Here is a 13,926-nt window from a genome sequence, read left to right on the forward strand (position 1 = left end):
CCGAGGTAAGAGATACTAGGAACCGTGACTGACATTCTCCCCCTGCACGACACCGCTATTAAGGCTTTTGCCTCCGATAACTACTCCGGCGTCCATCCGGAAATCCTCGCCGCACTCACCGCCGCGAACCAGGGCCACCAGGTTGCCTACGGCGAAGATGTCTACACCGCGAAGCTGCGCGAGGTCCTGACCGACCAGTTCGGCCACTCCATCCGTGCATTCCCGGTGTTCAACGGCACCGGTGCCAACGTCATCGCGCTGCAGTCGCTGCTGCCCCGCTGGGGCGCGGTCATCTGCCCGACGACGGCGCACATCAACGTGGACGAGAACGGCGCTCCCGAGCGGGTCGGCGGCATGAAGCTGCTGGGCATCCCGACCGAGGACGGCAAACTCACTCCCGAACTGATCGACCGCGAGGCGTGGGGCTGGGGCGACGAGCACCGGGCCCAGCCGCTGGCCGTCTCCATCACCCAGTCCACCGAGCTCGGCACGCTCTACACCGTGGACGAGATCACCGCGATTGCGGACCACATCCACGCCCGCGGCATGAAGCTGCACATGGACGGCGCCCGGCTGGGTAACGCCGCCGCGGCGCTGGGCGTCTCGTTCAAGGAAATGACCGCCGACGCCGGCGTGGACATCCTCTCCCTGGGCGGCACAAAGAACGGGATGATGTACGGCGAATGCATCATCACCTTCAATCCGGAGGCCTCCCCCGGGCTGGACTACCTGCGCAAGATGAACATGCAGCTGGCTTCCAAGATGCGGTTCATTTCCGCCCAGTTCGTCACGCTCTACGGCACCGACCTGTGGGAGCGCTCGGCCTCGCACGCCAATGCCATGGCCACCCGGCTGCGTGCCGCCGTCGAGAAGATCGACGGCGTGGAAATCACCCAGCCCACGCAGGTCAACGCTGTCTTCGCCAAACTGCCGGCCGGCGTCGCTGACCGCCTGCGCGGGGACTTCCGGTTCTATGACTGGGACCTGTCCACCGGCGAGGTGCGGTGGATGTGCACCTTCGATACTTCCGAGGATGATGTCGATGCCTTTGCCGCTGCCATCGCCCGTGAAGTCGCGGCGGATCCGGCGCCGCTGGCCGCCCACTGACCCCTCGTTGCCGGCCGTCCGTCCGCAGCCGCGTGACGGACGGCGGGTAACGAAACGGTCACGGCGGCGAGCCTGCCCTGCCCGCCGTGTTCCCCAGGCCATAGTCTGCGGAGGTGAGTGCAATAGGTGACCTGTCCCAGGTGCCCCCGGATTTCCTGACCGCCCTCGGCGCCCTGCGCCGGGCAGCCTGCCGGGCCGAGTTGAAGCTTGAAGAGATCCCGGCACCCACCCGCCTGGCACCGTATGCCGTTTCCCTCGGCGCGGAGGTCCTGGCCCCCGGCCCCGCCGGCCCCGGAAGCCTCCACGGCCCCGCGGCCCTGCAGGTCCCCGAACAGCTCGAGCTGGCCACCGGCCGGTTCATCCTGCTGCACGATCCGGCCGGTTCACAGGTCTGGAACGGCACCTTCCGCATCGTCACGTACATCCGCGCCGAACTGGAACCGGACATGGGCAACGACCAGCTTCTCGGCTCGGTGGCCTGGACGTGGCTGGTGGAGGCACTGGAGCAGCACGGCGCCCGCCATTCCATGGCCGGCGGCACCGCCACCCGCGTGCTCTCGGAAAGCTACGGCACCCTCGAAGGCCGGGACGACTCCATCGACATTGAACTCCGCGCATCCTGGACCCCGGCCGACGCCGATGTGCAGTCGCATCTGGAGGCCTGGTCGGACATGGTGTGCACCTTCGCCGGCCTGCCCCCGCTGCCCGACGGCGTCACACCCCTTCCCGGGCGGCGCCGCAGTTAGGCGCGGAACCGCACCCTGCGGCTGCCCGGGCACCGATGGCGCTGTCTGCGGCAACGGTCTTCCTCGGTAGAATGGAATCCTTATGACCGCGCACATACCCGGCAAGACCGAAAATCCATCCAGCACCGCCCCGGCCGACGCCGAAGAGACGCCGGAGCCACAGCCCATTCCGATGCTGGAGATGCCGCGGGACGGCGTGCCGCTGGTCATCGATTCCCAGCGCGGCCTCGAGCGGGCAGCCGCCGCCCTGGCCGCCGGCACCGGACCTGCAGGCGTCGATGCCGAACGCGCCTCCGGGTTCCGCTACGGACAGCGTGCCATGCTGGTCCAGATCCGGCGCGAAGGTTCCGGCACATGGCTTATTGATCCCGAAGCGTTCGACGACCTGCGGATCATCAATGATGCCCTGGGCGGCGTCGAATGGATCCTGCACGCCGCCACACAGGACCTGCCCTGCCTTTCAGCGCTCGGCATGTGGCCGGACAAGCTCTTCGACACCGAACTTGCCGCCCGGCTGGCCGGACTGCCGCGTGTGGGTTTGGCCGCCGTTATCGAGAGCCTGCTGGGCTTCTCGCTGGCCAAGGAACACTCGGCCGCCGACTGGTCCACCCGGCCCCTTCCCGAGCCGTGGCTGCGGTACGCCGCGCTCGACGTCGAGGTCCTCGCCGAGCTCCGCATCGAACTGATCCGCGTCCTTGACGAGGCGGGGAAACTCGAACTTGCCGAAGAGGAATTCGAAGCCATCCGAACCGCTCCGCCGGCACCGCCGCGGGTCGATCCGTGGCGCCGCACCTCCGGAATGCACCAGCTCCGGGACCGCCGCCAGCTTGCTGCGGTACGGGAGCTGTGGACCGAACGCGAGCACCTGGCTGAACTGCGGGACACCGCACCCGGCCGGCTGATTCCCGACTCGGCCATCGTTGCGGCGGCCCGGGCCATGCCCACCACCGTGCCGCAGCTGCTGAAGACCCCCGGGTTCCACGGCCGCGCCGCGCAGAAGGAAGCACCGCGCTGGCTGCGCTGCATCTCCGCCGCACGCTCCACCGGCGACCTGCCCCCGCTGCACATCCCCACCCATGCCCCGCCGCCCCCGCGCGTCTGGGCCAAGAACGATCCCGCCGCTGCGGCCCGGCTGCAGACTGCCAAGCCGCGGCTGACCGCCCTCGCGGAGAAGTTGAACCTGCCGCTGGAGAACCTGCTCACCCCCGACCACCTGCGGCGCCTCGCCTGGCGTCCGCCGGCCGAAATCAACCTGGATACGGTTGGTGCGGCGCTGCGCGCACTCGGCGCCCGGGAATGGCAGATCGAGCAGACCGCCGCCGTCCTCACCGTCGCCTTCCTGGATCCTGATCCGCTGGAGGACAAGCCGGCGGAGGACCGGCCGGCCCGGGAACAGCCAGCGGGCGGGCGTCGCCGGTAGTTCCTGTTCCACCTTCGAGCAGTCGACCCCGGCAACTACACCCGGTTGAAGGCGGCCCGAATAAGCGTTTCCGGCGGCCTGGCACTCTAGAAGGCCCGGAGGGTTGGGCCGGCCGTTGGGCGGGGCAATAATGGGGGATGCCACTTCTCACATCGACCCCTGACACCCTGCAGGTGGGACGGTTTGCCCTCCATATCGTGACATCCCAGGACTGGCCCCTGGAGCAGTCGCTGTCGATGGACGACGACGTCATCCGGTGGACCCTGTTCCCGCCGCACCTCAGCGACGAGCTGGCACGGTACCGGATGACACGGGCCGAAGAGGCCCGCGGGGAGAGTCTGCTGGCCCGGTACACCGTGTGGGACGGCGGGGATGTGCTGGGTACGGCCGGGATTTCCGCCACCGTGGACGGGACACCGGAACTGTTTTACGCACTCCTGCCTTCCGGGCGCGGACGGGGAGCCGCCACGGCCGCCACACGCGGTCTGAGCGACTGGGCGCTGGCCAACGGCTTTCCTCGAGTGGCGCTGCGCACCATTTACGGGAACACCCTGAGTGAAGCCGTCGCCCGGCGCGCACGGTTCCGCCCGGTGAGGACCGAGCAGCAGCGCCAGCGCGGGAGCATGGTCAAGATGCTCTACTGGACCCGGTCGGCCCGTGACGCAGCCCGGTAGGTGCACATGCCAGGAGCGCGGGCCGGTCAGCTTTACATAGGGAAGCTGACCGGCTAGGTTGGAACTCCCTTGGTTTAGACGTGGGCCTGGGTTCCTAAGTTAGGACTCTCATGACCCAACGTCCCATTGTCTCCGTCGATGTTTTCCCTGATCTGTCCACGATGACGGTCAGCACACTCGAGTCCCTGTCCGATCAGGCGTTTATCCAACTCGAAGATGGCCCCGTTGTTGAAGGACTCCTCGGCTTCTATTTGTCCGTCCAGACAGAACTTGAAGACCGCCAGTCCCCCGCCGAGCCGCACGGGATTCACCGCCAGACTTCATCGGAGCCCGTTCCCGTCTAAAGCACGGCGCTGGTGCCGGTCCTGTTCACTGGTCCGGTTGAAACATGGTCCGGTTGGAACAGCCCCCTAAACAAAAACGTCCCGGTACTCCATGACGGAGTACCGGGACGGTTCGGTTAATCGGCCGGGTTAGCGGCGGACCTGGTTGCCCTTGCCGCGGCCGGCAACTCCTTCGGCGACACCGATCAGCAGGACCGACGCGATCACGGCGACGATGAATCCAACCACGTTGAGTTCCCAGATGTCTCCGGTGCCCAGCAGATTGGCGATGACTCCGCCGATCACGGAGCCGACGAGGCCAAGCAGCAGGGTGGCCACAATGCCCAGGTTCTGGCGGCCCGGCTTAATCAGCCGTGCCAGTGCGCCGATAATGAGGCCTGCAACGATAAATCCGATCATGGTTCTGTTCCCTTCATAACGGTGAATGCGGAAAGCGCGGAGCTCCGCAGGTTCCTGTCTGCCATCAATCCTAGACGGAGACACACCGATTTCCCTAAGCCTGCTGTCTAATCCGGCGTGCCGGGCCGGGATAGCCGGCGGCTTTCGGCCGGCCGTCCCGGCCAGCGGGCAGGCTCTCCCGGCCAGCGGGCAGGGTGGATACCGTTATTCGAAGACGGGTACTCCGTTCCGCACCAAACGCCAGTCGTTTTCAGCGAAGTCGGCCGGATCCACGGTCCCCTCGGCCACCACGTAGTCAATGAGCAGCTGGCGGATTTCCGTCTGCTGGTTCACCAGTACCGGAGCCGTGCTGATGTGCGGGAAGTTGCCGCCGCCGGACTGCCGGTAGTTGTTGGTCGCCACGGCGAACCGCTGGGCCGGATCCACCGGCGCCCCGTTGAAGCTCAGGTTGACTATCCGCTCCCCCACGGGCCGGCTGATATCGATGTCGTAGGAGACGCCGGACATCATGTCGTAGTTGTAGTCGGGGGTACCGTTCGCATTGGTCAGCGTGGCGGGATCCACGGGGACACCCGGGGCGGTCTGGTTGAAGTACTTCGCCGAGTACTCCAGATAGTCCTTGACCTGGGCGCCGGTCATTTCCACGCCGAAGAGGGTGTTCGGGAAGACGTACAAACCGGCCAGGTCGCGGATGGTGACCGGACCGGCCGGGATTTCCGCGGTCCTGCTGAACGGTGCCACCAGCGAAAGAACCGGCAGGTCGGCGTTGGGGCCGCCGTCGAGCGCCCTGTCCACCGCCTGGGCCTGGACGGAATTCACGAAGTCCATAACGGCGGTGTCGCGGTAACGGGATTCCTCCGCAGGCATTGACTCGGTGGCGGTGCCGACCGGCGTATTCACATAGTCGATGACGCGCTGGTGCTGCTCGGCAACCAGCTTGGAGACCACGGGGTCGGCCTCAACGGTGTTGGCGTTCAGGAGCGACGACGACGCCGACACCACGTCCCACTGTCCGCGCACCTTGGCCAGTTCGAAGTCCATCACGGACAGCCGCATACCCCAGTTCAGCGGCTCGGTCAGCAGGACCTGCTCGCCGGTGGTCTTGTTGGCCACGAAACGCTCCGGGATTTCCTGGTGCGCATGGCCCACCAGAATGGCATCAATGCCGGGCACGGTTTCCGCCAGCTGGGTGGACGCGTTTTCCAGGGGCAGGTCGTCGCCATAGGAGGAGGTGCCGGAGGTTCCGGAATGCGAGCTGACCACCACGACGTCGGCACCGCGGGCCTTCATCTCCGGTACGTACTTCTGTGCCTGCTCCACGATGCCGGGGAATTCGAGTTTTCCATCAACATTGTTCTTGTCCCAGATCGCCACCCCGGGATTGGTGAGGCCCAGGATTCCGACCTTTACGGGTTTGTTGCCCTTGGTCTTCACTGTCTTGATGATGTACGGGGTGAACGCCGGTTTGTCCGTTGCGGAATCCACCGCGTTTGCTCCGAGCAGCGGGAAGTCCAGCTGGTCCTCGAACTTCCGCAGCAGCTCCAGGCCGTAATTGAATTCGTGGTTTCCCAACGCGGCGGCGTCGTAGTCCATGGAATTCATGGCCGCGGCCATGGGATGGATTTCCCCGGTTTCGGTGATCGGCTCCGTATTGGCGAAGTAGTCGGTCAGGGAAGTGCCTTGGATCGTGTCGCCGGCGTCGATCAGCATCGTCGACTCCGGGCCCCGGTCTGCACGGACCGAGTCAACCAGGGTCGAAACCTTGGCCAGTCCGACGTCGTTGTGGGCGGCGTCGTCATACTCGGCGTCGTTGAAATAGTCCCAGTTCTCGATGTAGCCGTGCATGTCGGAGGTACCCATCACCGTGACCCTGGTTTTCTGGTCCTTGCCGGCGTGCTCCGGCGGTGCGGCGGCCGCCGGTGTCATCGACACGAGTGTTACTGCCACGGCGGCGGTGACTGCGGTGGCAGCTCCCCGGCGCCGGGCGGATGAATGCATCAATCTCAACAACTCCTCATAGTGCGGAAAATGTGACCTTAGGCACCCTTACAGGGTAAACGACCGTTCCGGAAGACCCCGGTGGATTACTGCTGCATCTTTTCTTCACATTCGACCAACACCGGCATGTCCTCCCCCACCGGGGACCGGCAAAACGTAACGTAGCGCCACCTCACCCGCATTTTTTCGTTCTAAGGGGAAGCCTTGAAAATCGAAAACAGGCACCGGAGTTTCCGGTCCGCATTGGTGCTCGCCATTGGCAGTGCCGTTGTCCTTTCCCCGGTCGCGGCTGTCGCCGCCCCGGCCAAGCCAGTGCAGGCGCCCGGAGCGTTCTCCGGTGCACCGGGAGCCGAGGGGAACGCCGCCAAAGCCGACGACCGTTCCGATCCGGCAGCCGATGAGCGGCGCCAGCTGAACCAGCAGGCCATCGAAAAGGTGATCCGCGGCGAAGCGCCCGTCCAGGCCAAGGGCGGTTCCAAGTCCGTGCAGGTGGCCCCGGGCCAGTGGGCCGAATACGGGCTGGAGGACAGCGACCAGATCCTGTCCTTCCTCATCGACTTCGGCGACCAGGTGGATCCGCGCTTCCCGGCTGCAGGGCCGGGACCCCAGCACAACGAGATCCCCCAGCCCAACCGTGCCGTAGACAACTCCACTTACTGGGAGCCGGACTTTGACCGGCAGCATTACCTGGACATGTTCTTCGATCCGCAGGAAGAGTCGCTGAAGACCCTGTATGAGGAAATGTCCAGCGGCCGCTACACCGTTGACGGCGATGTCAGCGACTGGGTCACGGTCCCCTACAACTCCGCCAGCTACGGTGAAACCGAGAGCCAGGAGGACATGACCCGCTTCGTGCAGGACGCGGCCGACGCCTGGTACGACGCGCAGATCGCTGCCGGAAAGAGTCCTGCGGAGATTGACGCCTACCTGGCCGGGTTCGACCAGTGGGACCGTTACGACTACAACAACAACGGCAACTTCGATGAAGCCGACGGCTACATCGACCACTTCCAGGCCATCCACGCGGGTGAAGGCGAGGAAGCCGGCGCTCCGACGTCGACCATCTGGGCACACCGCTGGTCCGTGGGACAGGCGGGCACCGGCACGCAGGGGCCGGGCACCAACCCGTTCGGTGGTATCCGGATCGGCGACTCGAAGGTCTGGATCCGGGACTACACCACGGAGCCGGAAAACGGCGGACTGGGCGTCTTCGCCCATGAGTACGCCCACGACCTCGGACTTCCGGACCTCTACGACACCAGCGGCGGGGAGAACAGCACCGGCTTCTGGACGCTGATGAGTTCCGGTTCCTGGCTGGGCCACGGCAACGGCACCATCGGCACCACACCCAACCACATGGGGGCCTGGGAAAAGCTGCAGCTCGGCTGGCTGGATTACGATACGGCCGCTGCGGGTGCGAAATCCACGCACAAGCTCGGCCCGTCCTACCATGCCACCAAGAAGCAGCAGGCACTGGTGGTCACGCTGCCCCGGGATGCCGCCGGCAACGGCCGCTACTACATCGCGGAGAACCGGCAGTACATGAGCTACGACGACACCCTGCGCACCGGTCCGTACAACTTTGGCTGGGCACTCAGCGCCCCGGACCGGGTGGAGCATTACCCATACCAGGATGGGCTGCTCGTGACCTACTGGAACGCCGGACAGCGGAACAACAATACCCAGCAGCATCCCGGTGCGGGCCTGGTCCTGCCTGTGGATTCACATCCGCAGACACTCCGGTGGTCCGACGGCACTATTGCGCGCAACCGGATCCAGAGCTTCGATGCCACCTTCGGCAAGGAAGCCACGGATCCGATTTCCCTGCACCGTGAAACTGCGGCCGGGATGACCACCCTCCAGGCACCGGCCCGTCCCGGCGTCCCGGTCTTCGATGACACCAATCCGAACGCCTACTACGACCCGGCCAATCCGCAGGCCAGCGTAGTGGTGGCGGGGACGGGCACGAAGATTACCGTCGTGAACAGTAATCCGAAGGGCATGATGACTGTTCGGGTGAACTAGGGACTGGTTCCTTGGCTTGGCCCGCCTTCGGGGACTGGCTCCGGCGGCAACGAAATTCCAGAGCTCGCAGAGCTCGCTTGGAATATTAAAGCCGCCTCCGCCAGGCCCCTACGGCTAACGCGGCAGCGTCACCGCACGCACAAAAGAAAAGGCAGGTCCCCGGGATTGTCCGGGGCCCTGCCTTTTCGTTGCCGTCGTGTCCGTCCTTAAAGCGTTGTGGTGAAGTCATCCCAGAATTCTTCGCCGTCGGCGTTGAGACGGCCGGTTGACGTGAGGCCGAGGTTGCGGGCGACCGAAGCCGAGGCAATGTTTTCCGGATGGATGAATGCCGTGATCCGGACCGACGGTACGCGGTGCCGCAGCCAGGTGACCATTGCGCGGGCCGCCTCGGTGGCAGCACCCCGTCCCTGGAACGCATCACCCACCACCCACGCAACGGCCGCCGTCGCCCCGTCCGGTTCCACTGAGGCCTGGACAAATCCGATACTTCTGCCCTGTTCACGGATAATCCAGTTAAGCCACGCCTCACGGCCGTCCGGTGAGACTCCAGGAGCTTGTGCCGCGTACCGCTTCTGCAGCTCCTGAGCTGTCGGTGCCTGGCCGCCGATGTACTTGTAAATGGCCGTGCCGGCCAGCACCTTCACCATTTCCGCCGCATGGTGCACATCCAAAGGCTCCAGCGTGAAGCGATCGGTGCTGATCGGAGCGGCGCGGAGGAGACCCGTCATCGCCGCCGTCTAAAGGATCCGTTGGAAGAGAAGGTGGTCCTGCCACTTCCCGGCGATGCGGAGGTAGTCCGGTGCCATGCCTATCCGCTCAAAGCCGGAACGGGAAAGGACCTTCTGCGACGCGGCGTTGTCCAACAGGGTGGCGGCCTGGACCCGGTGCAGTCCCAGTTCGCTGCGGGACAGTTCCACGACGGCGGCCACCGCGGCTGTGCCGATCCCCCGGCCCGCGTAGTCGCCGTCGACCCAGTACCCAAGGTTGGCCGACTGGAAGGGACCCCCAACTATCCCGGTAAGGGTAATCGTGCCGATGATCCGCTCCTCGTGGACCAGGACCCAGGGAACCTCCGTACCCGCTGCATGCTGGACGAGCTTTGCCCGCAGAACCTCACGCTGGCCCGCGGGGGTGAAGAACGTGTCCTCCCGGAGTGGTTCCCAAGGCGCCAGATAGCTCCTGTTCCGCTGGTACGCGGCGGCGAGGGCATCGGCGTCGGACAGGTCCGCGGTCTTGAGGCGGACGCCGTGCAGCAACTGGGTGGCGGGGAACGGTTCGCTAAGCACGCTTCAGGGTAGCGCCACTGTTCCCGGTCACAGCTAAAGCGGCTACGGCCGCGCGTCGCTTCTGGATCTCTTCTCGGAGCGGCGGAAGGATTACCTGGCCGCGGACCCAAGCTCCCGGAGTCCTGAAGCAAGGATCTCCGTCAGCACGGACGCATAGGTGCCGTCCGCGGGCGGAGGCCGAGGTTCGAGGGTGCCGAAAGCAGTGCAATCATCGCATCAGTGTGCCACCGTCCGCTCCAGATGTGCCCACCTAAACCCGTCGGCTAGGGTGGGCCGGGACGAAGGGTGTGCACATGATCATCACCGAGTTTCCAAGGGACCTTCTGATGACCGGGGCGATTTTCGGTGTGGCCGCGTTTATGTGGGCGGGGTGGGCTCAGGAGCGTCCGCCGGAGCATTGGAGTTGGCGCGTCGTCCTCGGCGTCCTGGGACTAGGCGGTGCCGTACTGGCAGCCCTCACGATCCCCGCAGTGGTGAGCAACTGGACCCAGCCCACTGCAATTGTTTTCGGTGGGCCGGCCTTCGCCTGGTACGTTGCCGTGTTCTGGCTGGAAGTCGCCGCGATGGTCATCCTCGTCGTCCTGGCGTCGCGCAGGAAGCGCAGCGACCTCACCGCACCGCTGATCCTCGCCGTCGTGGGCATCCACTTTATCCCGCTGTCATGGGTATTTATGCAGCCGGTCTTAGTCGTCGCCGGTGCCGTTCTGACCGCCGCCGCGGTCGTTGCGGCCCTTGTGCCGGACCGCGCCGCGGCGCGCAGCTTCTGGTGTGGCCTGCCCGGCAGCGGGACCCTGCTTATCGGCGGAGCGGCGTGCGCGGCAGCCGGGTTCGGCGCACTGGGTTAACGACCGCTGGAGATCCGGCGCGGCTAACTCGCAGGTTCGCGTGGAAGACTTGCCGGATGATGACGACGGAACAGATCCCGCCATGGCTGCGCCGCACCGGCATTGAGGTGGCGGGGTGGTCCCTGGTCGTTCTGGGCCTGGCTGCCCTGGTACTCCCCGGGCCCGGATTGCTGATGGTTGTTGCCGGGCTGGCTGTGCTGTCCCTGCGCTATCACTGGGCACACCGCTGGCTGCATCCGGTCAAGGAACGTGCCTTCCGGGCAGCCGCCCAGCAAGTGCAGACCGTGCCGCGGATCATCGCCACCGTCTGCGGCGGTCTGCTTGTGATCGCGGCCGGCGTGATCTGGGGGCTCTGGCGGCAGGTGCCAAACTGGTGGCCCCTGCAGGATTCCTGGTGGCTGCCCGGCGGCTGGGTCACTGGTGGGACCCTTATCGGGTCCGGCTGCATCGGCCTGGCACTGATCGTCTACAGCTACATACGCTTCCGCGGCCCGGGCTCGTCCCCGCACAGCTAAGCGGCGCCCCTTCCGTTTAATGCGAAGTGCGCTGCCGGTGCTTACCGAAGCTGCTTGAGCGCGGCCGAAAGATACGGTGCCGTCCGGCTGGCGTCGCAGGCCGCGACGTCGTCGGCGGTGCCGGCGCAGATAATCCGGCCGCCTTCCTCGCCGCCGGAGGGTCCCATGTCGATGACCCAGTCCGCGGACGCAACCACGTTCATGGAATGCTCCACCACCACCACGGTGTTTCCGGCATCCACCAGCCGGTTCAGCTGGCGCAGCAGCAGCTGCACGTCCTGCGGGTGCAGGCCGGTGGTCGGCTCGTCCAGCAGGAACAGTGTGGAGCCGCGGCGGGCGCGCTGCAGTTCGGTGGCAAGCTTGATCCGCTGTGCCTCGCCGCCGGAGAGTTCGGTGGCGGGCTGGCCCAGGCGGAGGTAACCCAGCCCGACGTCGAGCAGCGTCTGCAGGCTCCGCGACGCCGCCGGCACATCGGCCAGGAACTCGGCTGCGGTCTCCACCCGCATTCCGAGCACATCGGCGATGCTCTTGCCGCGGTAGGTGACTTCGAGGGTTTCCTCGTTGTAGCGGGCGCCGTGGCAGACCGGGCACGGCCCGTAGGTGCCGGGCAGGAACAGGAGTTCGACGGCGAGGAAACCTTCGCCCTGGCAGGTCTCGCAGCGGCCGCCGGTCACGTTGAAGGAGAACCGGCCGGCGTTGTAGCCGCGGGCGCGGGCTTCGTCGGTGCCGGCGTAGAGCTTACGGACGGCGTCGAAGAGGCCGGTGTAGGTGGCCAGGTTGGAGCGCGGGGTGCGGCCGATGGGCCGCTGGTCCACCCGGACCAGCCGGTCCAGGTGCTCCAGTCCGGCGATGCTGCGTACATGCGCCCCGGGGTCGGTGTCTTCGGGTGCCTCGGGGTCCTCGGGTTCGGTCGGCACGCCGTTAATCTGGCGGCCCACGGTTTCGGCCAGGACCTGGCTGACCAGGGTGGACTTGCCGGAGCCGGACACACCGGTGACCGCAGTGAAGACGCCCAACGGAATCTCGGCGTCCAGGCCGCGCAGGTTGTGCCGGGTGATGCCCTTCAGGCTCAGCCACTGGTCGGGGGTGCGCCGGGCGGGCTTCGCCGTCTCCGCTTCCCCGAACAGGAACGGACGGGTGGCGCTCTCCTCGACCTCGGCCAGGCCCTCGACCGGCCCGCTGTAGAGCACGGTTCCGCCGCCGTCGCCGGCCTGCGGACCTACGTCGACGATCCATTCGGCGCTGCGCACCACGTCCATGTTGTGCTCCACGACGAACACGGAGTTGCCGGCCTCCTTGAGTTCCTGCAGCACGGTCAGCAGCGGCTCGGCGTCGGCCGGGTGCAGCCCCGCGGAGGGCTCGTCCAGAACGTAGATGACTCCGAACAGGCCCGAGCGCAGCTGCGTGGCGATGCGCAGGCGCTGCATTTCCCCGGGAGAGAGGGTAGGCGTGGCCCGGGAGAGGCTCAGATAGCCCAGTCCCAGTCCGATCAGCACCTCCAACCGGCCCAGCAGGTCCCGGGTGATGGTCACGGCCACTTCGGTGTCTTCGTTCGACGCCGCGGCGCGGGAGGCGGTGCCCGCCGACTTCAGTTCCGCCGTCGGCCGGATGATCTCGGCCAGCTCCGCCAGCGTGGCTCCGTTCAGCTCGGCGATGTTCCGGCCGGCGAACGTCACCGCGAGGGCCTCGGGGCGCAGGCCTGCTCCCCCGCACACCGGGCACGGGCCGGAAACCATATAGGCCAGGACGCGTTCGCGCATCTGGGCGCTGCCCGAATCGGCGAGCGTGTGCATGACGTAGCTCTTGGCGCTCCAGAACCGTCCCTTGTACGGTTTGGCCACGCGGTCACGCTGCGGGGTAATCATCACCACCGGCTGTTCTTCGGTGAACAGGATCCAGTCGCGGTCCTTCCTGGACAGCTTGTTCCAGGGCACATCGACGTCGTAGCCGAGCTGGATGAGGATGTCGCGCAGGTTCTTGCCCTGCCAGGCGCCGGGCCAGGCCGCAATGGCACCGTCCCGGATGCTGAGGCTGGGATCGGGAACCAGGGAGTCCTCGGTGACGGTGTGGGCGATACCGAGTCCGGAACACTCGCGGCAGGCGCCGGCGGCAGTGTTGGGCGAGAACGCATCGGAGTCGAGGCTGCCCGGTTCGGCGTCGGCCGGATAGGTGCCGCCGCGGGAGAAGAGCATCCGCATGGAATTGGAAAGAGTGGTGAGCGTGCCGACGGTGGAGCGCGAGCTGGGGGCTCCACGGCGCTGCTGGAGTGCGACGGCGGGCGGCAGGCCGGCGATTTCCTCCACCTTCGGGTTGGACCCCTGGGCCAGCAGCCGGCGTGCGTACGGGGCCACCGACTCGAAGTAGCGGCGCTGCGCCTCGGCGTAGATGGTGCCGAAGGCCAGCGAGGATTTACCGGAACCGGACACCCCGGTGAAGGCGACAATCGCGTCGCGCGGGATGTCGACGTCGACATTGCGCAGGTTGTTCTCCTGCGCTCCGCGGACGCGCACCATGCCGCTGGCGTGCAGATTAGGGGCAGATTCCGGGGAAGTTTTCGCGCTACTCAT

General features: G+C 66.3%; 13 protein-coding genes. 8 read left to right on the forward strand and 5 right to left on the reverse strand.

The features are described from left to right. The first annotated feature begins 24 nt into the window (after positions 1-24). From QNO10_RS08565 to QNO10_RS08585, 5 genes are all read left to right on the forward strand, one after another. The gene (locus tag QNO10_RS08565; protein ID WP_229947762.1) at positions 25-1,107 is read left to right on the forward strand and encodes a threonine aldolase family protein; all 1,083 of its coding nucleotides are present in this window, start codon (positions 25-27) and stop codon (positions 1,105-1,107) included. Between the two features lie 122 nt (positions 1,108-1,229). After that, positions 1,230-1,853 (forward strand): DUF3000 domain-containing protein, encoded by a 624-nt coding sequence (locus QNO10_RS08570; RefSeq protein ID WP_229948002.1) that lies wholly within the window; start codon positions 1,230-1,232, stop codon positions 1,851-1,853. Positions 1,854-1,935: 82 nt separating this feature from the next. Further along, on the forward strand, positions 1,936-3,273 hold the full coding sequence (locus QNO10_RS08575) for an HRDC domain-containing protein (protein ID WP_229947760.1): 1,338 nt from the start codon (positions 1,936-1,938) through the stop codon (positions 3,271-3,273). A 137-nt stretch (positions 3,274-3,410) separates the two neighbouring features. Continuing rightward, a complete protein-coding gene (locus QNO10_RS08580) occupies positions 3,411-3,947 on the forward strand; it encodes a GNAT family N-acetyltransferase (RefSeq protein WP_229947759.1) in 537 nt (178 codons plus the stop codon). A 110-nt stretch (positions 3,948-4,057) separates the two neighbouring features. Continuing rightward, complete coding sequence (locus tag QNO10_RS08585; RefSeq protein ID WP_229947757.1) at positions 4,058-4,291, forward strand: hypothetical protein; 234 nt, start codon at positions 4,058-4,060, stop codon at positions 4,289-4,291. Between the two features lie 129 nt (positions 4,292-4,420). Here QNO10_RS08585 and QNO10_RS08590 read toward each other — a convergent pair whose 3' ends face one another. Further along, a complete protein-coding gene (locus QNO10_RS08590; protein WP_229947755.1) occupies positions 4,421-4,690 on the reverse strand; it encodes a GlsB/YeaQ/YmgE family stress response membrane protein in 270 nt (89 codons plus the stop codon). Between the two features lie 204 nt (positions 4,691-4,894). Beyond that, a complete protein-coding gene (locus QNO10_RS08595) occupies positions 4,895-6,688 on the reverse strand; it encodes a bifunctional metallophosphatase/5'-nucleotidase (RefSeq protein ID WP_229947752.1) in 1,794 nt (597 codons plus the stop codon). A gap of 204 nt (positions 6,689-6,892) precedes the next feature. On the opposite strand from QNO10_RS08595, the gene QNO10_RS08600 reads away from it, so the two are divergent. Then, positions 6,893-8,713: an immune inhibitor A domain-containing protein gene (locus tag QNO10_RS08600; RefSeq protein ID WP_229947751.1), complete on the forward strand. Its 1,821-nt coding sequence runs from the start codon at positions 6,893-6,895 to the stop codon at positions 8,711-8,713. 206 nt (positions 8,714-8,919) lie between these two features. On the opposite strand, the gene QNO10_RS08605 is transcribed toward QNO10_RS08600, so the two are convergent. Together QNO10_RS08605 and QNO10_RS08610 are read right to left on the reverse strand one after the other, a co-directional pair. Then, entirely contained in the window at positions 8,920-9,441 is a 522-nt protein-coding gene (locus tag QNO10_RS08605) for a GNAT family N-acetyltransferase (protein ID WP_229947750.1), read from the reverse strand. Positions 9,442-9,450: 9 nt separating this feature from the next. Next, positions 9,451-9,999: a GNAT family N-acetyltransferase gene (locus tag QNO10_RS08610; RefSeq protein ID WP_229947746.1), complete on the reverse strand. Its 549-nt coding sequence runs from the start codon at positions 9,997-9,999 to the stop codon at positions 9,451-9,453. A 293-nt stretch (positions 10,000-10,292) separates the two neighbouring features. Between QNO10_RS08610 and QNO10_RS08615 the strand changes: the two genes are divergently transcribed. After that, a complete protein-coding gene (locus tag QNO10_RS08615) occupies positions 10,293-10,844 on the forward strand; it encodes a hypothetical protein (protein ID WP_229947738.1) in 552 nt (183 codons plus the stop codon). Positions 10,845-10,900: 56 nt separating this feature from the next. Then, the gene (locus QNO10_RS08620; protein ID WP_229947736.1) at positions 10,901-11,359 is read left to right on the forward strand and encodes a PGPGW domain-containing protein; all 459 of its coding nucleotides are present in this window, start codon (positions 10,901-10,903) and stop codon (positions 11,357-11,359) included. Positions 11,360-11,400: 41 nt separating this feature from the next. Here the strand turns inward: QNO10_RS08620 and uvrA are convergent, their stop codons facing one another. Beyond that, complete coding sequence (gene uvrA / locus QNO10_RS08625; RefSeq protein ID WP_229947734.1) at positions 11,401-13,926, reverse strand: excinuclease ABC subunit UvrA; 2,526 nt, start codon at positions 13,924-13,926, stop codon at positions 11,401-11,403.

Origin of the sequence: Arthrobacter sp. zg-Y919, assembly GCF_030142045.1 — a bacterium.
Classification (GTDB): domain Bacteria; phylum Actinomycetota; class Actinomycetes; order Actinomycetales; family Micrococcaceae; genus Arthrobacter_B.

Coding starts and splice junctions, on each gene's coding strand:
- QNO10_RS08620 (WP_229947736.1), top strand. CDS start 10,901: ATGATGACGACGGAACAGATCCCGCCATGGCTGCGCCGCACCGGCATT.
- QNO10_RS08615 (WP_229947738.1), top strand. CDS start 10,293: ATGATCATCACCGAGTTTCCAAGGGACCTTCTGATGACCGGGGCGATT.
- QNO10_RS08580 (WP_229947759.1), top strand. CDS start 3,411: ATGCCACTTCTCACATCGACCCCTGACACCCTGCAGGTGGGACGGTTT.
- QNO10_RS08590 (WP_229947755.1), bottom strand. CDS start 4,690: ATGATCGGATTTATCGTTGCAGGCCTCATTATCGGCGCACTGGCACGG.
- QNO10_RS08585 (WP_229947757.1), top strand. CDS start 4,058: ATGACCCAACGTCCCATTGTCTCCGTCGATGTTTTCCCTGATCTGTCC.
- QNO10_RS08575 (WP_229947760.1), top strand. CDS start 1,936: ATGACCGCGCACATACCCGGCAAGACCGAAAATCCATCCAGCACCGCC.
- uvrA (WP_229947734.1), bottom strand. CDS start 13,926: ATGAGTAGCGCGAAAACTTCCCCGGAATCTGCCCCTAATCTGCACGCC.
- QNO10_RS08605 (WP_229947750.1), bottom strand. CDS start 9,441: ATGACGGGTCTCCTCCGCGCCGCTCCGATCAGCACCGATCGCTTCACG.
- QNO10_RS08595 (WP_229947752.1), bottom strand. CDS start 6,688: ATGCATTCATCCGCCCGGCGCCGGGGAGCTGCCACCGCAGTCACCGCC.